The sequence below is a fragment of the Luteimonas sp. gir genome (genome assembly GCF_037198055.1).
Taxonomy (GTDB): domain Bacteria; phylum Pseudomonadota; class Gammaproteobacteria; order Xanthomonadales; family Xanthomonadaceae; genus Luteimonas; species Luteimonas citri_A.
In genome coordinates this window covers 73,840-98,840 of sequence record NZ_JBBAXQ010000015.1, presented here as the reverse complement: position 1 = coordinate 98,840, position 25,001 = coordinate 73,840, and the positions used below count along the sequence as shown (strand labels likewise).

At 68.9% G+C, this 25,001-nt stretch carries 21 protein-coding genes and 1 pseudogene; 9 read left to right on the top strand and 13 right to left on the bottom strand.

Annotated features, from left to right (window positions below):
• Together WAF18_RS16080 and gpmI are read right to left on the bottom strand one after the other, a co-directional pair.
• Positions 1-707, bottom strand: a pseudogene (locus tag WAF18_RS16080) (peptidase M23); the annotation flags it as partial.
• Between the two features lie 2 nt (positions 708-709).
• Positions 710-2,260 carry a 2,3-bisphosphoglycerate-independent phosphoglycerate mutase gene (gene gpmI, locus WAF18_RS16075; protein ID WP_345786514.1) on the bottom strand — a complete coding sequence of 517 codons (1,551 nt, stop codon included), beginning with the start codon at positions 2,258-2,260 and terminating at the stop codon, positions 710-712.
• 104 nt (positions 2,261-2,364) lie between these two features.
• Here gpmI and WAF18_RS16070 point away from each other — a divergent pair, with 104 nt between their 5' ends.
• The 5 genes from WAF18_RS16070 (at position 2,365) to WAF18_RS16050 (ending at position 6,997) form a co-directional block, all read left to right on the top strand.
• Complete coding sequence (locus tag WAF18_RS16070) at positions 2,365-3,105, top strand: hypothetical protein (RefSeq protein WP_337246004.1); 741 nt, start codon at positions 2,365-2,367, stop codon at positions 3,103-3,105.
• 72 nt (positions 3,106-3,177) lie between these two features.
• Complete coding sequence (locus WAF18_RS16065) at positions 3,178-4,890, top strand: M28 family metallopeptidase (RefSeq protein ID WP_337246003.1); 1,713 nt, start codon at positions 3,178-3,180, stop codon at positions 4,888-4,890.
• An 89-nt stretch (positions 4,891-4,979) separates the two neighbouring features.
• Complete coding sequence (locus WAF18_RS16060) at positions 4,980-5,675, top strand: HAD-IB family hydrolase (RefSeq protein WP_337246002.1); 696 nt, start codon at positions 4,980-4,982, stop codon at positions 5,673-5,675.
• A gap of 174 nt (positions 5,676-5,849) precedes the next feature.
• Complete coding sequence (locus tag WAF18_RS16055; protein WP_337246001.1) at positions 5,850-6,038, top strand: hypothetical protein; 189 nt, start codon at positions 5,850-5,852, stop codon at positions 6,036-6,038.
• A 23-nt stretch (positions 6,039-6,061) separates the two neighbouring features.
• On the top strand, positions 6,062-6,997 hold the full coding sequence (locus tag WAF18_RS16050; protein WP_337246000.1) for a hypothetical protein: 936 nt from the start codon (positions 6,062-6,064) through the stop codon (positions 6,995-6,997).
• 108 nt (positions 6,998-7,105) lie between these two features.
• Here WAF18_RS16050 and tyrS read toward each other — a convergent pair whose 3' ends face one another.
• Positions 7,106-8,311, bottom strand: a complete 1,206-nt coding sequence (gene tyrS, locus WAF18_RS16045; protein ID WP_337245999.1) for a tyrosine--tRNA ligase — start codon at positions 8,309-8,311, stop codon at positions 7,106-7,108.
• A 186-nt stretch (positions 8,312-8,497) separates the two neighbouring features.
• Between tyrS and WAF18_RS16040 the strand changes: the two genes are divergently transcribed.
• Together WAF18_RS16040 and WAF18_RS16035 are read left to right on the top strand one after the other, a co-directional pair.
• Positions 8,498-9,973 carry a peptidoglycan DD-metalloendopeptidase family protein gene (locus WAF18_RS16040; protein WP_337245998.1) on the top strand — a complete coding sequence of 492 codons (1,476 nt, stop codon included), beginning with the start codon at positions 8,498-8,500 and terminating at the stop codon, positions 9,971-9,973.
• 31 nt (positions 9,974-10,004) lie between these two features.
• Positions 10,005-11,159 carry an anhydro-N-acetylmuramic acid kinase gene (locus WAF18_RS16035; protein ID WP_337245997.1) on the top strand — a complete coding sequence of 385 codons (1,155 nt, stop codon included), beginning with the start codon at positions 10,005-10,007 and terminating at the stop codon, positions 11,157-11,159.
• Positions 11,160-11,176: 17 nt separating this feature from the next.
• Here the strand turns inward: WAF18_RS16035 and WAF18_RS16030 are convergent, their stop codons facing one another.
• From WAF18_RS16030 to WAF18_RS16010, 5 genes are all read right to left on the bottom strand, one after another.
• Complete coding sequence (locus WAF18_RS16030) at positions 11,177-11,995, bottom strand: hypothetical protein (RefSeq protein WP_337245996.1); 819 nt, start codon at positions 11,993-11,995, stop codon at positions 11,177-11,179.
• A gap of 182 nt (positions 11,996-12,177) precedes the next feature.
• On the bottom strand, positions 12,178-13,116 hold the full coding sequence (gene cyoE, locus WAF18_RS16025) for a heme o synthase (protein WP_337245995.1): 939 nt from the start codon (positions 13,114-13,116) through the stop codon (positions 12,178-12,180).
• Between the two features lies 1 nt (position 13,117).
• Positions 13,118-14,317: a COX15/CtaA family protein gene (locus tag WAF18_RS16020; protein WP_337245994.1), complete on the bottom strand. Its 1,200-nt coding sequence runs from the start codon at positions 14,315-14,317 to the stop codon at positions 13,118-13,120.
• Entirely contained in the window at positions 14,317-14,901 is a 585-nt protein-coding gene (locus WAF18_RS16015) for a hypothetical protein (protein ID WP_337245993.1), read from the bottom strand. The genes WAF18_RS16020 and WAF18_RS16015 overlap by 1 nt, the downstream gene beginning before the upstream one ends.
• Positions 14,898-15,635, bottom strand: coding sequence for an SURF1 family protein (locus WAF18_RS16010; RefSeq protein ID WP_337245992.1), 738 nt, complete (start codon positions 15,633-15,635; stop codon positions 14,898-14,900). Before WAF18_RS16010 ends, WAF18_RS16015 begins: the two co-directional genes overlap by 4 nt.
• 65 nt (positions 15,636-15,700) lie before the next feature.
• On the opposite strand from WAF18_RS16010, the gene WAF18_RS16005 reads away from it, so the two are divergent.
• Positions 15,701-15,919, top strand: coding sequence for a twin transmembrane helix small protein (locus WAF18_RS16005; protein ID WP_183427272.1), 219 nt, complete (start codon positions 15,701-15,703; stop codon positions 15,917-15,919).
• 118 nt (positions 15,920-16,037) lie between these two features.
• On the opposite strand, the gene WAF18_RS16000 is transcribed toward WAF18_RS16005, so the two are convergent.
• The 5 genes from WAF18_RS16000 to coxB are packed head-to-tail and all read right to left on the bottom strand — an operon-like array spanning position 16,038 to position 20,231.
• Positions 16,038-16,922, bottom strand: coding sequence for a cytochrome c oxidase subunit 3 (locus tag WAF18_RS16000; protein ID WP_183427273.1), 885 nt, complete (start codon positions 16,920-16,922; stop codon positions 16,038-16,040).
• 47 nt (positions 16,923-16,969) lie between these two features.
• Positions 16,970-17,554, bottom strand: coding sequence for a cytochrome c oxidase assembly protein (locus WAF18_RS15995; protein ID WP_337245991.1), 585 nt, complete (start codon positions 17,552-17,554; stop codon positions 16,970-16,972).
• The gene (locus tag WAF18_RS15990) at positions 17,551-17,700 is read right to left on the bottom strand and encodes a hypothetical protein (protein WP_183427366.1); all 150 of its coding nucleotides are present in this window, start codon (positions 17,698-17,700) and stop codon (positions 17,551-17,553) included. Before WAF18_RS15990 ends, WAF18_RS15995 begins: the two co-directional genes overlap by 4 nt.
• Positions 17,701-17,704: 4 nt before the next feature.
• The gene (gene ctaD, locus WAF18_RS15985) at positions 17,705-19,327 is read right to left on the bottom strand and encodes a cytochrome c oxidase subunit I (protein ID WP_183427275.1); all 1,623 of its coding nucleotides are present in this window, start codon (positions 19,325-19,327) and stop codon (positions 17,705-17,707) included.
• A gap of 19 nt (positions 19,328-19,346) precedes the next feature.
• Positions 19,347-20,231 carry a cytochrome c oxidase subunit II gene (coxB, locus tag WAF18_RS15980; protein WP_337245990.1) on the bottom strand — a complete coding sequence of 295 codons (885 nt, stop codon included), beginning with the start codon at positions 20,229-20,231 and terminating at the stop codon, positions 19,347-19,349.
• A 1,092-nt stretch (positions 20,232-21,323) separates the two neighbouring features.
• Here coxB and putA point away from each other — a divergent pair.
• Positions 21,324-24,551, top strand: a complete 3,228-nt coding sequence (putA, locus tag WAF18_RS15975) for a bifunctional proline dehydrogenase/L-glutamate gamma-semialdehyde dehydrogenase PutA (protein ID WP_337245989.1) — start codon at positions 21,324-21,326, stop codon at positions 24,549-24,551.
• The last annotated feature ends 450 nt before the right edge of the window (positions 24,552-25,001 follow it).

The window sequence follows — 25,001 nt, the reverse complement described above, 5'->3', positions numbered from 1 at the left end:
TCCAGCGAGCGTGCATCCTGACCCAGGGCCTTTTCGCGGGCACTGCGATCGTTGAACTTCGCATCCAGCCCTTTGACCGCGTCGGCGCGCTTGCTGCGATCGGCCTCGACCTGCGCCAGCCGTGCCCGCTGTTCGGCATGCGCGGCCTCGAGCGCGGCGCGGCGATCCTGGATCGCCGCCTCCATGCCGTCGAGCTCGGTCATTTCGGCCCGCAGCTCTGCGATGCGCTCGCTGCGCTGCTGCTGCAGGTAGCGGTGGTAGACCAGTAGGCGGCCGGCGTCGGCGACCCGGTCCTGCGCCAGCATCAGCTTGAGCGCGGCCTCGTCGCCGATGGTGTAGGCCGCCCGCAGCAACGTCGCCAACTCGGCGCGACGCTGCTCGACGGTGGCGATGAGGGTCTGGCGGCGCGCCTGCAGGCGCTCGAGCTCGGCCTGCTCGGCCGCGAGCTTGATCCGGGTTTCGCGCAGCGCGGTGGTCGACGCCGCAACCTGTTCGTCGGCCTGGCGCAGTTCGCGTGCGGCGGCGCCGCGCTGGCCCTCGAGGCGACGGCGCTCGGCGGCGACGTCACGCAGCTCCTTGCGCACCCGCTCCAGGCGGCGTTCGGTCTCGCGGCTGTTCTGGGCCGCGACCTCGAGCACCGGCAGCGCCGCGGCCAGCAGCGCGGTCAGCAGCAGCGCGGCGCCGGTCGCAGTCGCCCTGCCGGTCATGCTCAGCCGTCGGCCTGCAGCAGGCTGCGGCCGGTCATCTCGGCCGGCACCGGCAGGCCGAGCAGGTCGAGGATCGTCGGCGCCAGGTCGCGCAGCGCTCCACCCCGGCGCAGCGGGCCGGGCCGGCTGCCGACGTAGACCAGATCGACCGGGCCGACCGTGTGCGCGGTATGCGGCTCGCCGGTCTCGGGGTCGCGCATCATCTCGACGTTGCCGTGGTCGGCCGTGACCAGCAGCTCGCCACCCTTCGCACGCACGATCTCGACGATCTCGCCGACCGCGCGGTCGACGGTCTCCACCGCCTTGATCGCCGCCTCGAGCACGCCGGTGTGCCCGACCATGTCGGGGTTGGCGAAGTTGCAGATCACGACATCGAAGCGCTCGTCGCGCACCGCCTGCACCAGTTGCGCGCAGACCTCGGGCGCGCTCATCTCCGGCTGCAGATCGTAGGTCGCGACCTTGGGGCTGGGCACCAGGATGCGCTCCTCGCCCGGGAACGGCGCCTCGCGGCCGCCGCTGAGGAAGAACGTGACGTGCGCGTACTTCTCGGTCTCGGCGATGCGCAGCTGGGTCAGCGCTTGGGCGCCAAGCACTTCGCCCAGCGTGTTGGGCAGATCGTCGGGCGCGAAGGCCAGCGGTGCGGGCAGCCGCGCGTCGTACTCGGTCAGGCAGACGAAGCGCGACAACGCCGGACGCCGCGCCTGGAACCCGGCGAAGGCCGGGTCGACGAACGCCGCGGTGAGCTGGCGGGCGCGGTCGGCGCGGAAGTTCATGAACACCACGGCGTCGCCGTCGGCCATCGGCACCGCGCCGTCGATGACGGTCGGACGCACGAATTCGTCGTTCTCGTCGCGCGCATAGGCAGCCTGCAGGGCTGCGACTGCGTCGGGCGCGCGGTACGGCGAGGCGGCTTCGACGATCGCGTCCCAGGCCTGGCGCACGCGCTCCCAGCGCTGGTCGCGGTCCATCGCGTAGTAGCGGCCCGACACGCTGGCCACGTGCGCGTTGCCCAGCGCCGCGCAGCGGTCTTGCAGCGCGCGCAGGCTCGGTTCGGCCGAACGTGGCGGCATGTCGCGGCCATCGGTGAACGCGTGCACGGCCACGCGCGCCACGCCGCGGCGATGCGCCAGTTCGAGCATTGCGAACAGGTGCGCCTCGTGGCTGTGGACGCCGCCGGGCGAGAGCAGGCCCATCACGTGCAGCGTGCCGTCGTTGGCGCGCACCGCGTCGCAGGCCGCGCCCAACTCGGCGTTGGCGAAGAAGCTGCCGTCCTCGATCGCGGCATCGATGCGGGTCAGGTCCTGATAGACGACCCGGCCGGCGCCGATGTTCATGTGGCCGACCTCCGAGTTGCCCATCTGCCCGTCCGGCAGGCCGACGTGGCGACCCTCGGTATGGATCAGCGTGCTCGGATGCGCGGCGAGCAGACCGCGCCAGGTCGGAATGTTCGCGAGCGCGAGCGCGTTGTCGCGCGGGTCGTCGCGGTGTCCCCAGCCGTCGAGGATCAGCAGGACGACGGGGCGCGGACGGGAGGCGGGAGTGGCATGCGGCACGACGAACGGCCCAGTGACCAAAGACAGATGCGATTGTACCGACACGACGGCAAGCTACGGTCGACGGCGGGCTCCGCCCGCTCCGCCCTTCCTCGAGGTTCGCCATGTCCGCTGCCCGTCCGCACCGCCCCGTCCGCGCATTGCTCGCGTTCGCCCTCGCCCTGTCTGCCGGCGCCGTCTGCGCCCAGGCCGACGTCTCGAAGGTCAACGGCGGGATCACCGCCGAGGCCGGCCAGTCCTACGGCGACCTGTCGACAGTCAACGGCGGCATCCGCATCGGCGACGGCGTCCGCGCCAAGGACGTGGAGACCGTCAATGGCGGCATCCGCGGCGACGATGACATCCAGGCCGGCACCGTGGAGACCGTCAACGGTGGCATCACCCTGGGCGCGCGGGCGCGCACCCGCAGCCTGACCACCGTCAACGGCGGCGTTCGGCTGGGCCAGGACGCGCAGATCGCCGGCAGTATCGAGAGCGTCAGCGGCGGCGTGTTCGTCGATCGCGGCGGACGGGTCGACGGCAACGTGGTCACCGTCAACGGCGCGATCGGCCTGGTCGGCACCGAGGTAACCGGCGACGTGAAGACGGTCAATGGCGATGTCACCATCGGCGCCGCCTCGAAGGTGCGCGGCGGCCTGACGGTCGACAAGCCGTCCTCGAACTGGTTCCCGGTCACGATCAACCGCCGCAGCCCGCGGGTGATCATCGGCCCCAATGCGGTGATCGAAGGCCCGCTGACGTTCAAGCGCGAAGTCACGCTGTACGTCCACAGCAGTGCGCGCACCGGTCCGATCAGCGGCGCCACCGCGATCGCTTACGACGGCGCGCAGGCCCCGAAGGACTGAACGGGCCGGCGCGCATCGGCAGCTGAACGACCGTATAGTGCGGCGTCCACAGCTTGCAGGAGTGATCACCGGATGCGCAGACCCCACTTGATGCTGGCCCTGCCGGCCGCGCTCGTACTCGCGGCATGCGGCGCCCAGGACAAGGCGGCCGACACCGCAGCGACGTCCCCCACGCCCGACGCCGCGCACACGTTCTCGCCGGAGATCACCGGTGCGGACTTCGGCGAACTGGTCAAGACGCTGGCCTCCGATGAATTCGAGGGCCGCGCGCCGGGCACCGTCGGTGAAGACCGCACGGTCGAGTACATCAGCGCCCAGTTCCAGCGCATCGGCCTGCAGCCGGGCGGCGACAACGACAGCTGGTACCAGACCGTGCCGATGGTCGAGACCACGGCCGACGAGTCGACCGTGCTCAAGCTCACCACCGCCAAGGGCTCGCGCGACCTGGCGTTCGGCCGCGACATGGTGCTGGGCACGCGCACCGGCAAGCCGCAGATCGAAGTCGCCGACAGCGAACTGGTCTTTGTCGGCTACGGCGTCGACGCGCCCGAGCAGAACTGGAACGACTATGCCGGCCTCGACGTCAAGGGCAAGACTGTCGTCATCCTGGTCAACGATCCGGGCTTCCACGCCCAGGATGCGTCGCTGTTCGAAGGTGAGCGCATGACCTACTACGGCCGTTGGACCTACAAGTTCGAGGAAGCCGCGCGCAAGGGCGCGGCCGCGGCGCTGATCGTGCACGACACCGCCGGTGCGTCCTACGGCTGGGACGTGGTCAAGAACTCGTGGTCGGGCGCGCAGTTCGACCTGCGCCCGCAGGACGATCCCGAGCCGCGCCTGCCCGCGCAGGGCTGGATCACCGGCGACGTCGCCCGCGCCCTGTTCGCCGACGCCGGCCTCGACCTCGATGCGCAGATCCAGGCCGCCAACCAGCGCGGCTTCAAGCCGGTGCCGCTGAACGCCAAGGTGTCGTTCGACCTCAAGAGCACGGTGGCCGAAAAGAGCTCGCGCAACGTCGTGGGCATCCTGCCTGGCACGCAAGCGCCGGACGAGGCGATCCTCTACCTCGCCCACTGGGACCACCTGGGCAAGCATGAGGGCGGGCAATCCGATAACGGCGAGGACACGATCTACAACGGTGCGATCGACAACGCCACCGGCGTGGCCGGCATCATCGAGATCGCCGAGAAATTCGCCACTGCCGAGCCCAAGCCGAAGCGTTCGCTGGTGTTTCTGGCGGTCACGCTCGAGGAATCGGGCCTGCTGGGCAGCAAGTACTACGTCGCCCAGCCGAGCATCGACCTGGCGCAGACGGTCGGCGTGATCAACCTCGACGCAATGAGCGTCGCCGGCCCCTCGCGCGACTTCGTGGTCACCGGCAAGGGCAGCTCGGAGCTGGAGGACATCCTGCAGACCTACGCCGGCCAGCAGAACCGCACGCTGGTCGAGGAAGGCAACCCGGCCGGCGGCTACTACTTCCGCTCCGACCATTTCAACTTCGCCAAGGCCGGCGTGCCCGCGCTGTACGCCAAGGGCGGCAACGATCTGGTCGAGGGTGGCACCGCCGCGGGCAAGGCAGCGAGCGACGACTACGCCACGCGCTATCACCAGCCCGGCGATGAGTACAACCCCGACTGGAACCTGGATGGCGTGGTGCAGGATCTCGAGGCGCTGTACGGCGTCGGCCGCACGCTTGCCGATGGCGACCGCTGGCCGAACTGGTACGACGGCAATCCGTTCAAGGCCGCACGCGACGCGGCGCGCGGCCAGGCCGGCACGCCGTAACCATGGACGCCGGCCGGTCAGGCCGGCCGTCGCGACACCTTGCGAAGGGCGGCGGCGAGGCCGCCCTTCGTGTTGGCGAGGACCGCCCGATGCCCGCACCCATCGACCCGCACGCCGACCTGCCAACCGCCCGGATGGGGCCAGCGGACACGTCCGATCCCGCCGGTGATGCCGCTGCGCTGCCCGATCTCGCGCTGTTCGACTTCGACGGCACGATCACGACCCGCGATACCTTTCCTGACCTGCTCGTCGCCGCGACGCCGCGTTGGCGACTGATCGCCGGGCGCGTGCTGATGGCGCCGATCGTGATCGCCTACCGCCTGGGCCTGCTGTCGGGCATCCGTACACGCGCGGCACTCGTGCGCTACGCCTTCTCCGGATTGCCGGCCGCGCGTGTCGCCGCGGCGGGCGCGATGCTGGCGGCCACGCGATTGCCTGCGCTGGTGCGTCCGCAGATGCAGGCACGGATCGACTGGCATCGCGCGCGCGGCGACACCGTGGTCGTGGTCTCGGGCAATCTCGACGACCTGCTCGCACCCTGGTGCGCGGCGCAGGGCGTGGCCCTGCTGTGCTCGAGGCTCGAGCAGGCCGACGGCCGCCTCACCGGCCGCTACGCCGGCGCGCAATGCGCCGGCGACGAAAAGGCCCGGCGCGTCCGCGCCGCGTATCCGCGCGAGGCGTTCGCACAGGTGCACGCCTATGGCGACACCGACGAGGATCTCGCGCTGCTGCGCTTCGCCGACCATGCGACCTGGCGCGGCGCGCCTTGGCCGGCGGCGACCTAAAAGGCGGCAGGCATTGGAAAGGCCTGGGTGCCGGCCCTATAGTCCCGTTCGTAAACGCATTCCCCAGCCCGTTTCCGTTCAGGTCTCGGGCTTTGAGACTGTCGTCAGATAGCGTGCCTCCATCCCATTCGATCGCGAGCTTTCTTCATGGCCGGACATAACAAGCACAGGCGCATGGCGGAGTTCATTGCCAACTTCGAATCCTTTGCGGCGAAGGAGCTGAGCAGCCAACAATCCACCCAGAGCTTCGACGGCACGCTTCGGATCGATCTGGATCGCGTGTTCGTCAGCCGATCGGAAGGCGATCGCATCGTCGAGCGATTGCGTACGCTCGACCCCACTCGCTTGATGCAGGCCGGATAGCCTGATCGCACAGGGAGCGTGGTATGGCCATGGGAGGCGCCGCACTGATCCTTCTGCCGCTGCTGATCAGCGGATACCTGTTCAACCTGATCTTCTATCCGCTGCGCTACTTCAGCGGCAAGGCAGAAGGGCAGAAGCTCTTCTTCATGGCAGCGGGGTCTGGCCTGGCCCTGACCTTCATCGTGTTCGGGCTGTCGAGCCTGGGGGCGAGCGACATCGTCAGAGGACTTGCCGACAGCTTCCACCGTGCGATTCCCCTACCCCACTCCTTTCGCGCGGCATTGACGCTGGTCGCGTCGGTGGGCGCCGCTTTCTTCTTGAACGCGGTCCTGTGGGCCATCCACCAGGGAAAGCGCCAGTCCACAGCCAAGTGGGTCTATAGCTGGATGACCGAAAGCTTCGGCAGCAGCATCGCCCAGTTGCTGCGCCGCGCAGCGGAAGAACAACGCTTTGTGATGCTGACGCTCAAGTCGAGGAAGATCTATTGCGGGCGCATACGCGAGGCGCCCACAGACACCGAGCGCGACGACGTGTGCGTCGAGATCGTGCCCCTGTTCTCCAGCTATCGCGACAAGGACAGCTTGCGCATGGGCGAGCGGACCGAGTATCCGCTCATTGAGCTTTGGGCGGCAAAGCGGAATCTGGAATCACGTCGAGGCGAGCGCACGTTGTTCGAGGCAAGAATCAAGGAACTCGGCTTCGACATCGAAGACGCCATGCTCCAGAAGGAGCGGAGCAAGCTCGACGCTATGATCAGGGACGCGGAATGCGCATTGGCAAAATTCGGCAACGTGGGCGAGATCCATGCAGAGGACTGGATCAAGGTGATCCCGCTCAGGGAGATCGAATCCGCTTCGTTCTACGACGCCGATGCCTATCGCGCATGGTTTTCGGCGCGGACTGCCGAATCCCCGGCGGCGACCACACCTGCATCGGAAGCCACCGGTTCGGGACAATGACGAACCGACGCGTATGCGTCGCCTTCTCCTGACACGCGACCTGCCACGGATATCGCTTTCCAGGTCGTACAGGGCGCCAACCAGGCAGTGCCCCGCAAGACTGCGCGATCAGCCGACCAGCCGCACCCGCGCGAAGTTGCGCTTGCCGACCTGCAGCACGCCTTCGAATCCAGGCGAAAACACCAGACCGGCGTCTTCGACGACGGCGCCGTCGACCTTGACCGCGCGCTCCTTGAGCTTGCGGTTGGCCTCTGAATTGCTCGAGGTGATGCCGGCGGCGGTCAGCAGCGCGGCGATACGCAGGCCCTCAGTGGGCACCGCCACGTCCTGCAACGGCAGTGCGGTCACATCGCCCTCGCCGGTCACCGCGGCATGCCAGCCGGCGATCGCGGTCTGCGCCGCGTCGGCGTCGTGAAAGCGCGTCGCGAGCTCGCGGGCCAAGCGCAGCTTCACATCGCGCGGGTTCAGCGCGCCGGCCTCGACCTCGGCGCGGAGCCGCACGGCTTCGTCGATGCCGATCTCCAGGCTCAACAGCTCGATCCAGTTCCACATCAGCGCGTCGCCGATCTTCATCGTCTTGTTGACGATGTCGATCGCCGGGTCGGTCACACCGATGTAGTTGCCCAGCGACTTGGACATCTTGGCCACGCCGTCCAGACCGACGAGCAGTGGCATCGTCAACACGACCTGCGGCGCCTGACCATGATGTTCCTGCAGCGCGCGTCCCATCAGCAGGTTGAACTTCTGGTCGGTACCGCCGCATTCGACATCGGCGCGCAGCGCGACCGAGTCGTAACCCTGCACCAGCGGATAGAGAAACTCGTGGATCGCGATCGGCTGCTGGCCGGCGTAACGCTTGGCGAAGTCGTCGCGCTCGAGCATGCGCGCAACCGTATGGGTGGACGCCAGTCGGATCATGTCCGCCGCGCCCATTGCCCCGAACCATTCGGAGTTGAAGCGCACTTCGGTACGCTCGGCATCGAGCACCTTGAACACCTGCGCCTTGTAGGTCTCGGCATTCGCGAGCACGTCCTCGCGCGAGAGGGCCTTGCGTGTGGCGCTCTTGCCCGACGGATCACCGATCATTCCGGTGAAGTCGCCGATCAGGAAGATCACCGTATGGCCCAGGTCCTGGAACTGGCGCATCTTGTTGAGCAGCACCGTGTGACCCAGATGCAGGTCGGGCGCGGTCGGGTCGAAACCGGCCTTGATGCGCAACGGGCGACCGAGGGCGAGCCGGGCCTGCAGGTCATCGCGCTTGAGGATTTCGTCGCTGCCGCGTGCGATCAGGTCGAGGGCGGAAGTCTGGGACATCTGGGGAGGCGTCTCTGGGAAGACACGCCGCGTATTCACGATGTGAATACGCACGCTACAGGCGTTAACGTGTCGTTATCTGGTGAATGGAAGAAAAATTCCTGCGCCGTCAGTCATTTGACGCATGGAGCTCACATCTCTATGTTACCGCGCTGACACGTCTTTCACGCACCGGGATCCGCCACGATGACGACACCCGTCCCGCCGCAGGCCGACGCCCACCACCAGCGCGTGCTTCATGAGAACCTGCAGGCGGCAGCGCGGAATACGGCGCAGGAAGGCAATGCGCGCGGGATCCGGCTGTATCCGGGCCGCTGGACGCGACGCGATTGGGCGCATGCCAGTCTATTCGCGACGCTCGGCGCACTGGTCGTCGCGTTAGTCCCCGGGTTCTCGCACGCGATGCGCGACGGTGACGACGACGGCCATCAGCTGGTCACGATGTCGTTGGCACTGCCGCCACTGACCGCGCAGCAGCGCAGTGCGCAGCAACAGCACGACAATTGGCAGTTGGTCACTGTTGCCCAGGGCCAGACGCTCGGCTCGATCTTCTCCGATCTCGACCTGCCGGCGGCGACGATGCACCGCATCCTCGAGCTGCCCGATGCCAAGGCCAAGCTCACGCGCATGCGCCCAGGCACTGAATTGGGCTTCGACATCGCCGCCGACGGCAGTCTTCAGAAGCTGCGTTATGACCGCAGCGAAACCGAGCGCGTCGAACTGACGCTCGCCGGCGACGCGGTCCAGGAACAGGTCATCGAGCGCCCGGTCGAGATCCGCAACGTCGTCATCAGTGGCCAGGTCGGCCGCTCGCTGTTCCACTCGGCACGCCGGCTGGGCCTGTCGGGCGCGAACATCAACACGCTGACCGACGAAGTCTTCAAGTACGACATCGACTTCAACACCGACGTCACCCAGAACGATCGTTTCAGCGTGGTCGTCGAGCAGGTCTGGCGCGAGGGCGAGCTGATCCGCAGCGGCCCGGTGCAGGCGGCGGTGTTCACCGCCAAGGGCAAGCCGTTCTCGGCGTTCCGCTTCGAGCACGACGGCAAGGCCGAGTACTACAACGCCGAAGGCCGCCCGCTGAAGAAGAGCTTCATCCGCATGCCGATCCAGTACGCGCGGCTGAGCTCGCGCTTCGGCAGCCGGCGCCACCCGGTGCTGGGCACGATGCGCATGCACAAGGGCGTGGACTACGCCGCCGCCACGGGCACCCCGATCATGGCCGCCGGCGATGCCCGCGTGCAGTTCAAGGGCACCCAGCGCGGCTACGGCAACGTCGTGATCCTCGACCACGGCCGCGGCCACACCACGCTCTATGCCCACATGTCGCGCTTTGGCAATGTCCGCCAGGGCCAGCGCGTCTCGCAGGGCACGGTGATCGGCTATGTGGGCTCCACGGGCCTGGCGACCGGTCCGCACCTGCACTACGAGTTCCGCGTCAACGGCCAGCACCGCAACCCGCTGCAGCACACGATGCCCGAGCCCGACCCGCTGAGCGGCACGGCGCTGGCGCAGTTCCGCCAGCAGACCGGCCCGGCGCTCGCCCGCATCCGCGAAGTCGAGGACATCATCTACGCCGACGTGCCGGCGCGTCCCGCCCCCGAACGCGCCGACCGCCAGGTCGCCAGCGCCGACGCGGGTCGCACCACCCGCGGTTGATCCCACGCCCGGCTCCGGCCGGGCGTTTCGCATGTCCCGAGCCCTGCGCGCGCCCATGCCCGACCTGTTCCTCGGCCTGATCTCGGGCACCAGCGCCGACGGCATCGATGCGGCGATCGTGCGCTTCGAGGACGGCGCCGGCCGCTTGCGGGCCGACCTGCGCCTGGGCCGCACCTATCCCTGGCCCGAAGACCTGCGCACGCAGCTGGTGGCGCTGGGCCAGCAGGCCGCGCCGCTGACCCTCGACGACCTGGGCGAGCTCGACAGCCGGATCGCCGAGGGCTTCGCGCAGGCGGCCAACCGGGTGCTGGCCGAGGCCGGGCTGACGGCTGCGGACATCGCGGCGATCGGCTCGCACGGCCAGACCCTGCGCCACCGCCCGCAGGGGCGCCACGGCGACGGGCGGCACGGGTTCACGCTGCAGCTTGGCGATCCCTCCCGCATCGCCGAGCGCACCGGCATCCGCACCGTGGCCGATTTCCGCCGCCGCGATGTCGCCGCCGGCGGCCACGGCGCTCCGTTGCTGCCGGCACTGCACGCCGCGCTGCTGCACGCGCCCGGCGAGGACCGGGCGGTGCTCAACCTGGGCGGCATCGCCAATCTCACCCTGCTGCCGGCCGATGGCGCCGCGGTGCGCGGCTTCGACACCGGTCCGGCCAACGGGCTGATGGATGCCTGGTGCCTGCGCCACACCGGCCAGCCGTTCGATCGCGGCGGCGCGCTGGCGTCCAGTGGCCGGATCGACCCGACGTTGCTGGCGCGACTGCGTGCGGCGCCCTGGTTCGCGCTGCCGCCACCCAAGTCCTCGGGCCGCGATCAGTTCCATCTGGACTGGGTCGAGACCGCGCTGACCGGTCACGAGGCGCCGGCCGACGTGCAGGCGACGTTGCTGGCGCTGAGCGCGACGACGATCGCCGATGCGCTGCGCGCCACCCAGCCGAGCACCGTTCGCCTGATCGCCTGCGGCGGCGGTGTGCACAACCCCGCGCTGATGGCGGCGGTGGCCGATGCCCTGCCCGGCATCGCCGTGGTGTCGAGCGCGGCGCACGGGCTCGACCCCGATCATGTCGAGGCCATGGGCTTTGCGTGGCTGGCCCGACAGACCGTGCTCGGATTGCCGGGGAATCTACCGTCGGTGACCGGCGCCGCCGGTCCCCGGGTGCTCGGCGGCATCTACCCGGCCTGAGCGGCCGGGCGCGCGCCTCAGGCGGACACGTCGGGCGAGGCGCCCAGCACCGCGAACGCGGCCTGCCGCTCGGCCTCGGTCAGGTCGATGCGCTGCAGCCCGGCATCGAGCAGCAGGGCCGGCCCGCCGGACGCAGGACGCAGCGCCAGCGCCTGGGTCTCGCCGTCCGGGGTATCGACCAGCAACGGTGCCTCACGCTTGCCGAAGCGGACGTTCTGCTTGCCTGCGGCGCGGCCGGGGAGCTTGCCGTAGGCGTAGGTGACGACCGTGCCGCCGAACGAGGACTGCGCCGTCTTGACTTCGACCGGCTCGGGAACCCAGCGCTGCGGCTGCTGCGCGGCGCGGTTGAGGCGGCCATTGCGCACCCAGGTGACGATCGCCACGACGCCCAGGCCGGCGAAGATCCCGAACAGCACCAGGAAGAACGCCACGCGGTTCCAGATGCGCTCAAGGCCAATGCTCAGCGCCGCCTTCGACGGGTCGTCGGCCGCAACCACCAGGCTGGCCGCATAGTCGCCGCGCGAGAACGACAGGAACATCAGCGAGATGTGCTTCTCGTAGTCGACGCCATCGACGCGATAGGCGACATCGGCCTCGCAATCGGTGAACACCGCCTTGCGCGTCGTGCAACGGCCATCGCGCAGGTCGTAGTCCTCGAGCTCGTGCGGATTGGCGCGGATCTGCATGTCCTGCAGCAGGCCGGGCGCCTGCCACCACGCGATCGCACCGGCGACCAGGAACATCAACAGGGCAAGCAGCGGGCCGCCGCCCACGCCAACGGCCTTGCGGGTGAAGCGCAGATCGCGCTGCGGCAGCAGCGCCTGGAGATTCGACATGAGGGTGTCCTGGGGGGAGCAGGGAAGGGTGCGATCCGCGCGGCCGCAGGACTGGCGCCGGCCGGCACTGACGGACGGCCACAGGCAGGCGGCGGGTACACGCGCGCGGGCGGCGCTATGTTGCCGCATTCATGAAAACGTTTCCAGCGCCCTTTGGACAGGCGGATTTCGGGAAGGCCTCGTCAGCCCACGCGCTGCCAGTCCATACCGCCGCCGGTCAGTCCGCCCGCCCCCGGCAGCCACGGCAGCAGCCAGTGGTCGACCAGCAGGAACGCGAACAGCGCCATCAGGTACACCACCGAGTAATTGAACATCCGCATCGCGAAGAACTCGTCCGGCGGATCGAGCAGCCGCCAGGCGTACCAGAGGAACACCAGGCCGAGCACGACCGCCCCGCCCAGGTAGAACAGTCCGCTCATGCCGATCGCCACCGGCAGCAGTGTGACCACCACCAGCAGCACCGTGTAGATCAGGATCTGCCAGCGTGTGTAGGCCACGCCGTGGGTCACCGGCAGCATCGGCACCAGCGCGCGGGCGTAATCCTCGCGGCGGAAGATCGCCAGCGCCCAGAAGTGCGGCGGCGTCCACACGAACACGATCAGCACCAGCAGCAGCGCGTGCGCCCAGTCCCACTGTCCGGTCATGCCGGTCACCGCGGCCCAGCCCAGCAGCGGTGGTGCAGCGCCGGCGATGCCGCCGATCACGATGTTCTGCGGCGTCGCGCGCTTGAGCCAGCCGGTGTAAACGACCGCGTAGCCGATCAGCGAGGCGAAGGTCAGCACCGCGGTCAGCGTGTTGACCAGCAGAATCAGGATCGCCATCGACAGCGCGCCGAGCACCAGCGCGAATGCCAGCACCTGTCCCGGCCGCAGCGCCCCAGTCGCCAGCGGGCGATGCGCGGTGCGCGCCATGACCTTGTCGATGCGCTGGTCGATCAGGTGGTTGATCGCCGCCGCCGAGGCGGCCGCCAGCCAGATGCCGAGCAGGCCGAACACGCTCTCACGCGCCGGCGGCAGGCCCGGGACGGCAAGAAACATGCCCACCAGGGCAGTGAACACGATCAGCGCGACCACCCGCGGCTTGGTCAGCGTCCAGTATTCGCGTGCCTTGCTGCCGGCCATGTCAGTCGGGCCGCCGCAGCCGCGCCAGCAACGAGACCAGCACGAACAGCAGCAGCGCGGCGCCGCCGTTGTGCAGCACCGCGACCCACAGCGGCAGCGCGAGCTTGACGTTGAGGATGCCCAGCAGCACCTGCGCCAGCGTCAGCGTGCCCAGCGCCGCCGCCCAGCCACGCAGACCGGGCGTGCGCGACAGACGTACGACGAAGGCCAGCAGCGTGACGAACACGACCACCGCCATCGCGCGGTGCGCCAACTGGATCGCGATGCGCGCCGCGCCGTCGAGCACGCCGCCCTCGTAGTCGACGCCGACACCGCGCCACAGCACGAAGCCTTCGCCAAAATCGCCCTGCGGCCACCACTGGCCGACGCACTTGGGGAAATCCCCGTAGTGATGGACCGCGGTCGTCCACCCACCAGCGCCGCAGGCGAGCGCGGCATAGTTGGCGCTGACCCAGCCACCGAGTGCGATCTGCACGCCGACCACCGCGATCGCCACGAGCGTCCAGCGCCGCAACGTGTGCGCCTGCGCCAGCACGATCGGCTGCATCGTCGCCCGCCAGGCCATCCACAGCAGCAGCGAGAACGTCAGCATGCCGCCGAGCAGGTGGCCCATGACGATCACCGGCTTGAGCAGCAAGGTCACCGTCCACTTGCCCAGCAGCGCCTGGAAGATCACCACCGCCAGTGTCAGCACCGCCGCGCGCGCGAGGTCGACGTTTGACCAGCGCAGCGCCGCGAACAGCAGCAGCGCCTCGCCGAGCCCGGCGACCGCAAGCGCGGCCATCGTCTCGCCGCGCATGTACAGCGGGATCGCCAGCGCGACCAGCAGCGCCGCGCCGATCACCTGCACCAGCCCCAGACGCCGACGGCGCACCGCCAGCAACGCCAGGCCGAGCACGAACACGCCCAGCGTCGCCGCCAGGTGGCGGTGGACCTGCTCGCGCCAGGCCTTGTGGGTCTCGAACGGCCGGATCGCGCTCGCGGCGTGGTCGCTGACATCGGTGGCGGCCTGCGGCCAGGTCGCGCGCCCGTAGCAGGTCGGCCAATCCGGGCAGCTGAGCCCGGCATCGGACAGCCGCACGAATGCGCCGAACACGATCACGCACAGCGTCAGCGCCGCCGCGAACCAGGCGATGCGGTGGAAGTGGCGGTGGACGGCCGGGCGGTAGGGCGTGGCGTTCGAGGGCGGGCTGTGGGTCATCAGCGGAGTCTGAGCAGCTTGGCCATATCCGCACGCAGATGCCCCGGATCGAAGCCGGGAGCGTAGCGCAGGATCACGAACCCGTTGGGGTCCACGACATAGGCCGGGACGCCATTGTCCGCTTCGCCGGCGCCGCCGTCGACGCGGGGCAATGTCGCACGCAGGCCAGGGTCGGCCTGCAGCTCGCGCCACGCCGAGTTGCGCACCGCACCCTCAGGCACCGGGCCCAGCCACAGGATGTCGACATGATCGGCGTTGCGGCCGAACAGCTGCCACACCAGATCGAGCTCACGCGACAGCGCGACACAGGCCTCCCCGCAGTCCGCCGGCGGCGCGACCAGGATCCGCCAGCGGCGCTCCACTGGCTGCCAGGCATAGGCGCTGCCATCGACCAGCCGCGGGGTGCGTGCACGCAGATCGGCCGGCGGATCGAGCAATTCGCCATGATTCTGCATGCCAGCCGGTCGCCAGCCCGAGAAGCGCAGCGCGCCGGCGACGACCGCGCTGCCCAGAAACAGCACCACGATCAGCACCAGCAGCAGGCGATTGCGGTCGCGCTGCGCGCGCGGGACGGACGATGTCATCGGCGAGACTTCCGGAAGGTGAGCACCAGGGCGGTGACCAGCACAGTCAACGCCAGGCCGAACCATTGAACGGCGTAGCCCAGGTGTTTTTCGGGCGGCAAGGTGTTGGGCAGGATCTCCAGATCGCGACCATAGCCGACCGGCAGCGCAGGATCGAGCCGCAACACCCGCGGCGGCAGCGTCGGCAGACCGGCGGCCGAGGCGATCGCCTGGGCATCGAAGCGCGTCATCAGCCAGGCCGGGCCCGGCCCGATCGCAGGTCCCAGCGCCAGACCGGAAGACGGCGGCGGCGCCAGCAGGCCCTGCAGGTCCATCGACGGCCCGACCAGCCCGTCACCGGCCAGCACTTCGGCCGACGGCATCCGCGCCGTGCGGTCGGCGATCGGCACCCAACCCAGATCGACCAGCAGCGGCGGCGCGCCAGCGTCAGGGGCGAACAGGCGATAGACGCGCAAGCCAGGACGGCCCGCATGGATCTGATTGTCGAGCACGAATGCCGGCGTATCGAGGAAGCGCCCACGCCCGGCCGCCCAATCGTAGTCGCGCTGGCGATGCGGGTCCGCGGCCTGCGCCAACGGCACCGCCTGGCGTTCGGTCAAGGTCTGCTCGACGGCATCGAGCATCGCCCGCTTGTCGTGCATCCGGCCCAGCTGCCACTGACCGAGCCCGGCGAACGCCAGCGCCAATAGCACCGCCGCCGTCCATCCGACGATGCGTCCGCTACGCCGACTCACGCACCGCCGCCCGCGGACTGCAATAATCCGCTCATACCCCTGGTGCCACGGAGTCCGTGATGGTCATGAACGAGTCGCTCAAGCTGCTGCTGATCATCGGCTTCGTCCTGCTGATCCTGTGGAACCTCGGCGCCGGCCTGTACTACATGCTCAACGACAAGGGCCGCAGCAACCGGACCGTGAATGCCCTCACCCGCCGCATCGGACTGTCGGTGGCCCTGATCGCGCTGGTGCTGCTGGCGATCTGGATGGGGTGGATCAAGCCGCACGGCGTCTACGGCTGATACCGAGCGCGATCATCGGTCATTGCCGATGGCAGATGGGTGATCGGCCAACGGCGGACGGGCATGCCGCCCGCTCTCTCCGATCACGATTCGCCCATCTCCCTCGTCCGCGCCGTCCTCAGACGACGTAGACGAACAGGAACAGAATCAGCCACACCACGTCGACGAAGTGCCAGTACCAGGCCACCGCCTCGAAAGCGAAATGGTTCTCGCTGGTGAAGTGGCCGCGGAAGCAACGCAGCCAGATCACGATCAGCATGATCGTACCGAGCGTGACGTGGGCCCCGTGGAAGCCGGTGAGCATGAAGAACGTCGAGCCGTAGATCCCCGAGCCCAGCGTCAGGTTGAGGTCGCGGTAGGCGTGGACGTATTCCTCGATCTGGAAGAACAGAAACACGCAGCCCAGCGCAATCGTCGCGCCCAGGAACACCAGCAACCGGGTGCGGTGCGCGGCGCGCAGCGCGTGGTGGGCGATCGTGATCGTGACGCCCGAGGCCAGCAGGATCAGCGTGTTGATCAACGGCAGGCCCCAGGCCGGGATGGTCTGGAACACCCCGCCCACGCCGCCCGGGCCGGCAGTCGGCCACGCCGCGCTGTAGCCGTCCCACAGCACCGAGTTGGTCATCGCACCCGAGCCCTCGCCGCCCAGCCACGGCAACGCCAGCGTGCGGGCGTAGAACAGCGCGCCGAAGAACGCGGCGAAGAACATGATCTCCGAGAAGATGAACCACACCATCCCCATCCGGAACGACACGTCGACCTGCTTGTTGTAGTAGCCCGACACCGACTCGAGCACGACGTCGGCGAACCACTTGAACAGGATCAGCGCCAGGCCGGCGATGCCGACGAAGAACGTCGTGCGGCCCCAGCTGGCCTCGTTGAACCAGCTGGCCAGGCCCAGCATCGTCACGAACAGCGCCACCGACGCAAACAGCGGCCACTTGCTGTCGTGGGGCACGAAGTAGACGTTGGGATCCTGGTGTTCGGTCTTCACGTGGGCCATGGCGGTATCCGGGTGGCGGCGCGGTATCGAAAAGTGGAGCGGAACGCTTACGGCGATGCAGCCAGACGCGCGTCGCGCGGCGGAGCAGCATTGGCGACCAGCCGCGAGGTCAGCACATCGTTCTTGAAGAACGTGTACGACAGCGTGACCGTGTTGACGTCCCGCGGCAGCGAGGGATCGATGATGAAGCGGACCGGCATGTCGCGGGTTTCGCCGGCCTGGAGCGTCTGTGCGGTGAAGCAGAAGCATTCGGTTTTCTGGAAGAAACCCGAGGCCCGCGCCGGTGCGACCGATGGCGTCGCGCTGCCGACGATCGGATGCGTGCTGTCGTTGTGCGCGTAGTACGTGGTCTCGTACTGCTCGCCGACACGCACGCGCATGCGGGTCTGGTTGGGCCGGAACGACCAGGGCAGGTGCGAGTTGACGCTGGCGTCGAACTCCACCGTCACCCAGCGGTCTTCCACGCCCGCAGCCGACTGCGCGGGCGCTGCGACCGCGCTGTTCTCCAGGCGGATGCCGAACACCTTCTCGCAGGCGATACGGTAGAGCGGCACCAGCGAGAAGGTGAACGCGAACGCGGCGACCGAGACCGCCACCAGCTTGCCGATGCCCAGCGAACGGCGCGCGCTCATGCCAGCAACACGCCGCGCAGGATGAAGCCGGCATAGATGCACAGCGCGACCACCGCGATCGTCAGCGCCGTGCGACGCGCGCGGCGGCGGCGAGCGGCCAGGTCATCGTGGGCATCGGGCGTGGGCATTGCGGCGCGCAGCTCCATGGCCTCAGTGGCTGATGTCGTCGTGCGCCAGGTCGCCGGGCTTGAGCACCGGCGGCTTGGCGAAGGTGTGGTGCGGCGCCGGCGACGGCACGGTCCACTCCAGGCCCTTGGCGCCTTCCCACGACCGCGCGGCCGCGGGTGCGCCGCGCAGCTTGGAGTGCAGCAGGATCGCGAACATCAGGAACGGCGTGGCGAACATGCCGAACGCGCCGATCGAGCTGATCAGGTTCCAGTCCGCGAACACGACGTTGTAGTCGGGGATGCGGCGCGGCATGCCGGCCAGGCCCAGGAAGTGCTGCGGGAAGAACAGCAGATTCACGAACACGATGGTCCACCAGAAGTGCACCTTCGCCCAGAACTCGCTGTACATCCGCCCGGTCCACTTCGGCCACCAGTAATAGGTCGCCGCGATGATCGAGAACAACGCGCCGGTGACCAGCACGTAGTGGAAGTGCGCGACCACGAAATAGGTGTCGTGGTACTGGAAGTCGGCCGGCACGATCGCCAGCATCAGGCCCGAGAACCCGCCGATGGTGAACAGGATGACGAACGCGACCGCCCACAGCATCGGCGCCTCGAACGTCAGCGAGCCGCGCCACATCGTCGAGACCCAGTTGAACACCTTCACGCCGGTCGGGATCGAGATCAGCATCGTGGCGAACATGAAGTAGATCTCGCCGCCCAGCGGCATGCCCACGGTGAACATGTGGTGGGCCCAGACGATGAAGCTCAGGAACGCGATCGCGGCCGTGGCGTAGACCATCGCCTGGTAGCCGAACAGCGGCTTGCGGCTGAAGGTCGGGATGATCTCGCTGACGATGCCGAACGCCGGCAGGATCATGATGTAGACCTCGGGATGCCCGAAGAACCAGAAGATGTGCTGGTACATCACCGGGTCACCGCCACCGGCGGCGTTGAAGAACGAGGTCATGAAGAACTTGTCGGTCAACAGCATCGTGACCGCGCCGGCGAGCACCGGCATCACCGCGATCAGCAGGAACGCGGTGATCAGCCAGGCCCAGCAGAAGATCGGCATCTTCAGCAGATCCACGCCCGGCGCGCGCATGTTGAGGATCGTGGCGATGACGTTGATCGCGCCCATGATCGAGCTGATGCCCATCATGTGGATCGCGAAGATCGTCAGCGACACGCTGTTGCCACCCTGCAGCGACAGCGGCGGATAGAGCGTCCAGCCGCCGGCCGGGCCACCGCCGGGCATGAACAGCGTCATCAGCAGCAGGGTGAACGCGAACGGCAGGATCCAGAACGACCAGTTGTTCATGCGCGGCAGCGCCATGTCCGGCGCACCGATCTGCAGCGGGATCATCCAGTTCGCCAGGCCGACGAACGCGGGCATGACGCCACCGAAGATCATCACCAGCGCATGCATGGTGGTCATCTGGTTGAAGAACACCGGGCTGACGTGCTGCAGGCCCGGCGAGGCGAGCTCGGTGCGGATGATCACGCTCATGCCCGCGCCGATGATGAACATCACAAAGGAGAACAGCAGGTACAGCGTGCCGATGTCCTTGTGGTTGGTGGAGAAGAACCAGCGCTGGACGAAGCCCTGTCGATGGGCGTGATCGTCGTGGTGCGCGTCGGCAGTGGCGGTATGCGTCGTCGACATGGCATTGAACCTCGAGCGATCAGCCGGCCGCGGGTGCGGCGGGGGCGGAAGGGGTCTGCGCGGCGGCCGCGTCGACGGCCTCCGCATCGGCCTGGGCCGGCGCGGGCTCAGGATCGGCGGCGGGCGGCGCGTTGCGCGCCTTCTCGGCGGCCAGCCAGCTGTCGAACTCGGCGCGCGGCACTGCGCGCACGACGATCGGCATGAAGGCGTGGTCCTTGCCGCACAGTTCGGCGCACTGGCCGCGATAGATGCCCGGCTCGAGGATCTCGGTCCAGGCCTCGTTGACGATGCCCGGGATCGCGTCCTGCTTCCAGCCCAGCGCCGGCACCCACCACGAATGGATCACGTCGTCGGCAGTGACCACGAAGCGGACCTTGGTGTCGGTCGGCAGCACCAGCGCATTGTCGACGTCGAGCAGGTAATGGCCGTGGGCATCGAGCTCGGCGCGCGTGGTGTCGCGGTTCTGCCGCAGCCGGTCGCTCTCGCGGTCCAGGCGGCTGGTGAGGGTCACGTCCTCGCCCATGTACTCGTACTTCCACATCCACTGCACGCCGGTGACCTTGACCGTCATCTCGGCATCGCGGGTGTCGTACATGGCGATGAGCTTGCGCGTGGCCGGCACCGCCATGATGACCAGCAGCACGATCGGCACCACCGTCCAGATGATCTCGGCGGTGGTGTTGTGGGTGAACTGCGCCGCGACTGCGCCGCGCGACTTGCGGAAACGGAACATCGCGACCGCCATCGCGCCGAACACCAGCACGCCGATGCCCACGCAGATCCACAGCGCGAGCATGTGGGCGTCGTAGGCGTGCTGGGACGAGGCGGTGACGCCGCGCCCCATGTTCAGCTGCCACGGCTTGGGATCGGCGGACTGCGCCAATGCACTTGCGGACAGCGCCATCGTGGCGAGCCCGCACATCCACAGCTTGAAACGACCGGCTTGCTTCACATCGAACCCCAATGCCTGAGCTGGCGTTGTCTGGCGGGAACGCGTCCGTCCTCGCCCGGCCCAAGGGGCACCGGAACGACTGCGCAGGAGCGGCGGCGTACTGCGATAACGAATGAATGTTAGCTGTCCGCGCTCTGCTGCGGCAACCTGTCGCAGTCTGCGCGCTTCAGCCGCGCCGCAGCGCCGTTCTCGCGGCCGCTTCATGCTGCGACGCAGCATTCGCGTCCCCCGACACCGATGCCGACGGGCCGCACCTCGCAGGGCACCAAGCGTCGCGACCTGCACGCCGTCGGCATCGCATTATTATGAATACGCAAGGGCGCCACCTCCCCCGCCCGCGGGGGAGGTCGGCACGCGTAGCGGGCCGGGTGGGGGCATGGGCCGTCACGCAGCAGCGCCACCATCCCTGCCTTCCACCCGCGAAGGTGCAATGTCCCGTAAACGGAAAGGTGCGAAGCCCCCACCGCGCGCACTTACCTCCCCCCGCACGCGGAAGGATCGCGCTACCGATTACACGTGGATAACTGCTCCTGTCACCTCCCCGCGCGCGCGGGGAGGATCGGTAACGTCGCGCCCGACGAGGCCGAACGCGCCCTCACCTCCCCCGCCCGCGGGGGAGGTCGATGCCGCAGGCATCGGGTGGGGGCTTGGGCTTGCCGAGAGCAGCGCCCCCTCCCCAGCCCTCCCCCGCGATGCGGGGGAAGGAGACAAGCGTGCCTGCTGCATCATCTCTTCCGCAGCGCGGGGAGGTCGATGCCGCAAGCATCGGTGGGGGCTTGGGCTTGCCGAGAGCAGCGCCCCCTCCCCAGCCCTCCCCCGCGATGCGGGGGAGGGAGACAAGCGTGCGTGCTCCCCCACGATGCGGGGGAGGGAGACAAGCGTGCGTGGCGCATCACCTCCCCCGCCCGCGGGGGAGGTCGATGCCGCAGGCATCGGGTGGGGGCACGGCCGCCCCGGACGTTTCCCAACCGCCATCGCACTCCGCCCCACCCGGCCTATCATGCGACGGGCGCGCGCCCTAGAATTCAGCTTCTGTTCCCGCCGGTGCGCCTCTTGAACGCCAGCCCGTCCCCCGCCTTCGCGGCGGTTCCTCTCCCGCCGCTGCGCGCGGCGATCACCGACGCCTGGACGCGCGATGAGACCCTGCATGTGCGCGAACTGCTCGCGCAGGCGCGGCAGCCGGACGCCGACCGTGCCGCGATCCAGGCCACCGCCGCCGACCTGGTCCGCCGGGTGCGCCTGCGCGCCCAGGACCGCGGCGCGATCGAAGCCTTCATGCAGCAGTACGACCTCGGCAGCGAGGAAGGCGTGCTGCTGATGTGTGTGGCCGAGGCACTGCTGCGCATTCCCGACCAGGACACCGCCGACAAGCTGATCCGCGACAAGCTCGGCGAAGCGGACTGGAAGAAGCACATGGGCCAGTCGGACTCGGTGCTGGTCAACGCCTCGACCTGGGGGCTGATGCTGACCGGCCGGCTGGTCGACCTGGCCGACGAGACCAAGCGCAACGTCCACGGCGCGTTCAAGCGGCTGGTCGGGCGCGTCGGCGAGCCGGTGATCCGGCTGGCGGTGCGCCAGGCGATGCGGATCATGGGCCACCAGTTCGTCATGGGGCGCACCATCGGCGAAGCGCTGACGCGCTCGCGCAAGGGTGCTAACGCCGCCTACCGCTATTCGTTCGACATGCTCGGCGAGGCCGCACTGACCCAGCGCGATGCCGACCGTTATCTGAAGGCCTATCAGGACGCGATCGACGCGATCGGGAAGAGCCATGCCTCCAGCCATCGCCAAGGCGATGGCGCGGGCAGCGTCAGCGACGAGATCGCCGCGCCGTCGATCTCGGTCAAGCTCTCGGCCCTGCATCCGCGCTACGAGCACGCCAAACACGCGCGCGTGCTGGCCGAGCTGGCACCGCGGCTGGCTGAACTGGCCCAGCGCGCGAAGGGTTATCGCATCGGCCTGACCGTCGACGCGGAAGAAAGCGACCGCCTGGAGTTGTCGCTGGACGTCATCGAGGCCGCGCTGCGCACACCGTCGCTGGCCGGCTGGGAAGGCTTTGGCATCGTCGTGCAGGCCTACCAGAAGCGCGCGCCGTTCGTGATCGATTGGATCGCCGCGCTCGCCCGCGATCTGGGCCGGCGCATCCCGGTGCGCCTGGTCAAGGGCGCGTACTGGGACAGCGAGGTCAAGCGCGCCCAGGTCGAGGGCCATCCGGGCTACCCGGTGTTCACACGCAAGCCCAACACCGACGTCAGCTATCAGGCCAACGCACGCCGCCTGCTGTCGGCGACCGACGCGATCTACCCGATGTTCGCCACCCACAACGCGCAGACCATCGCCGCGGTGCACCGCTTGGCCGGCACACTACTGGGGCCGCGCACCGCCGGCACGCCGCACCGCTTCGAGTTCCAGAAGCTGCACGGCATGGGCGACGACCTCTACGCCGAGGTCATTCCGGCCGACCGCCTCGACGTGCCATGCCGGGTGTATGCACCGGTCGGCTCGCACGAGGACCTGCTGCCGTACCTGGTGCGCCGCCTGCTCGAGAACGGCGCCAACTCCAGCTTCGTCAACCGCATCAGCGACGAGGACGTCGCGATCGACGACCTGATCCGCGATCCGGTCGAGGTCGTCGCCGGCTTTTCGTCCATTCCCCATCCCCGCATTCCGCTGCCGGTCGACCTCTACCGCAGCCAGTCCTTCGACAGGAGCAACTCCATGGGCGTCAACCTCGCCAACGACGCGCAGCTCGCCACGCTCGCCGAGCAGATCCGCAGCGCGCCGACGACGTGGACGGCGACGCCGCTGGTGCCCGGCGCCACAGCGACGGGTGCCAAGACCGAGGTCACCAATCCCGCCGACCGCCGCGTACGCGTGGGCGAGTGGACCGCCGCCGACACCGCCACGGTCGAGCGCGCGCTGGCCAACGCGGTCGCCGCGCAACCGGGCTGGGATGCCACGCCGGTCGCCTCGCGCGCGGCGATCCTCGAGCATGCCGCCGACCTGCTCGAGCAGCGCATGCCGCAGTTCATCGCGCTGTGTACCCGCGAGGCCGGCAAGACGATCCCCGACGGCGTCGCCGAAGTCCGCGAAGCGGTCGACTTCCTGCGCTACTACGCCGGCCAGGCGCGCACGGCGTTCGTGCCCGAGGCGCTGCCCGGCCCGACCGGGGAGTCGAACGCGCTGCAGCTGTCGGGCCGCGGCGTGTTTGTGTGCATCAGCCCCTGGAACTTCCCGCTGGCGATCTTCGCCGGCCAGATCGCGGCGGCGCTTGCGGCCGGCAACAGCGTGATCGCCAAGCCCGCCGAACAGACCACGCTGGTCGGCTTCGAGGCGGTGAAGCTGCTGCACGAAGCCGGCATTCCGAAGGACGTGTTGCAATACCTGCCCGGCGACGGTGCGACGGTCGGCGCGGCGCTGACCTCCGACCCGCGCGTGGCCGGCGTCGCCTTCACCGGCTCGACCGACACCGCGCGCGCGATCAACCGCGCGCTGGCCGCGCGCGATGCCGCGATCGGCGTGCTGATCGCCGAGACCGGCGGCCAGAACGCGCTGATCGCCGACTCCTCGGCGCTGCCCGAGCAGTTGGTCAAGGACGCGCTGGCCTCGGCCTTCACCTCCGCTGGCCAGCGCTGCTCGGCCGCGCGCGTGCTGTACGTGCAGGACGACATCGCCGACAAGGTGATCGGCATGATCGCCGGCGCGATGAAGGAACTGACCGTCGGCGACCCGGCGCTGCTGTCGACCGACGTCGGCCCGGTGATCGATCCCGACGCGAAGGCGCTGCTCGACGAGCACGCTGCGCGGATGCAGGGCGCGGCCAAGCCGATCGCCGAGGCCCGACTCGGATCCGGCACCGAGCACGGCACGTTCTTCGCCCCGCGCGCCTGGGAACTGCAATCACTGTCGCAGCTCACGCGCGAGAACTTCGGCCCTGCGCTGCACGTGATCCGCTGGAAGGGCGACCAGCTCGACGCGGTCGTCGACGCGATCAACGCCACCGGCTTCGGCCTGACGCTGGGCATCCACTCGCGCATCGATGAAACCGTGGAGCGGATCATCCAGCGCGCGAAGGTCGGCAACATCTACGTCAACCGCAACCAGATCGGCGCCGTCGTCGGCGTGCAGCCGTTCGGCGGCCAGGGCCAGTCCGGCACCGGCCCCAAGGCCGGCGGCCCGCACTACCTGCCGCGCTTCGCGACCGAGAAGACCGTCACCATCAACACCACCGCCGCCGGCGGCAACGCCTCCCTGCTGACGTTGGGTGAGTAGCCGCGGCTTGCGCGGCATGCCGCGCGCGGCTGCGAACGCCCGCCATGCTTTGGCGGGCCGGAACGAGTGAGCGCGTTGACGAAGCATTGCTTCGTGCGCGAACGAACGCCCGCCGTGCTACAGCGGGCCGGATGAGTAGCCGCTGCTTGCGCGGCATGCCGCGCGCGGCGACGAACGCCCGCCATGCTTTGGCGGGCCGGAACGAGTAACTGCTAACCATCCCCGCGCAACTCACCTCCCCCGCCCGCGGGGGAGGTCGGCACGCATAGCGGGCCGGGTGGGGGCACGGGCCGTCACGCACAAGCGCCCCCATCCCAACCTTCCCCCGTAACACGGGGGAAGGAGCAAAAGCACAGCGCACGCATCACCTTCCCAATAACGCGGGAAAGGGCCCCAGCACCTTCACCACACAGCTCACCTCCCCCGCTCGCGGGGGAGGTCGGCACGCGT

Coding starts and splice junctions, on each gene's coding strand:
- WAF18_RS16000 (WP_183427273.1), bottom strand. CDS start 16,922: ATGGCCCACGTGAAGACCGAACACCAGGATCCCAACGTCTACTTCGTG.
- WAF18_RS16040 (WP_337245998.1), top strand. CDS start 8,498: ATGACGACACCCGTCCCGCCGCAGGCCGACGCCCACCACCAGCGCGTG.
- WAF18_RS16030 (WP_337245996.1), bottom strand. CDS start 11,995: ATGTCGAATCTCCAGGCGCTGCTGCCGCAGCGCGATCTGCGCTTCACC.
- coxB (WP_337245990.1), bottom strand. CDS start 20,231: ATGGCGCTGTCCGCAAGTGCATTGGCGCAGTCCGCCGATCCCAAGCCG.
- WAF18_RS16035 (WP_337245997.1), top strand. CDS start 10,005: ATGTCCCGAGCCCTGCGCGCGCCCATGCCCGACCTGTTCCTCGGCCTG.
- WAF18_RS16015 (WP_337245993.1), bottom strand. CDS start 14,901: ATGACATCGTCCGTCCCGCGCGCGCAGCGCGACCGCAATCGCCTGCTG.
- WAF18_RS16055 (WP_337246001.1), top strand. CDS start 5,850: ATGGCGGAGTTCATTGCCAACTTCGAATCCTTTGCGGCGAAGGAGCTG.
- WAF18_RS16070 (WP_337246004.1), top strand. CDS start 2,365: ATGTCCGCTGCCCGTCCGCACCGCCCCGTCCGCGCATTGCTCGCGTTC.
- WAF18_RS16005 (WP_183427272.1), top strand. CDS start 15,701: ATGAACGAGTCGCTCAAGCTGCTGCTGATCATCGGCTTCGTCCTGCTG.
- cyoE (WP_337245995.1), bottom strand. CDS start 13,116: ATGGCCGGCAGCAAGGCACGCGAATACTGGACGCTGACCAAGCCGCGG.
- WAF18_RS16060 (WP_337246002.1), top strand. CDS start 4,980: ATGCCCGCACCCATCGACCCGCACGCCGACCTGCCAACCGCCCGGATG.
- ctaD (WP_183427275.1), bottom strand. CDS start 19,327: ATGTCGACGACGCATACCGCCACTGCCGACGCGCACCACGACGATCAC.
- WAF18_RS15990 (WP_183427366.1), bottom strand. CDS start 17,700: ATGGAGCTGCGCGCCGCAATGCCCACGCCCGATGCCCACGATGACCTG.
- WAF18_RS16020 (WP_337245994.1), bottom strand. CDS start 14,317: ATGACCCACAGCCCGCCCTCGAACGCCACGCCCTACCGCCCGGCCGTC.
- tyrS (WP_337245999.1), bottom strand. CDS start 8,311: ATGTCCCAGACTTCCGCCCTCGACCTGATCGCACGCGGCAGCGACGAA.
- WAF18_RS15995 (WP_337245991.1), bottom strand. CDS start 17,554: ATGAGCGCGCGCCGTTCGCTGGGCATCGGCAAGCTGGTGGCGGTCTCG.
- WAF18_RS16050 (WP_337246000.1), top strand. CDS start 6,062: ATGGCCATGGGAGGCGCCGCACTGATCCTTCTGCCGCTGCTGATCAGC.
- WAF18_RS16065 (WP_337246003.1), top strand. CDS start 3,178: ATGCGCAGACCCCACTTGATGCTGGCCCTGCCGGCCGCGCTCGTACTC.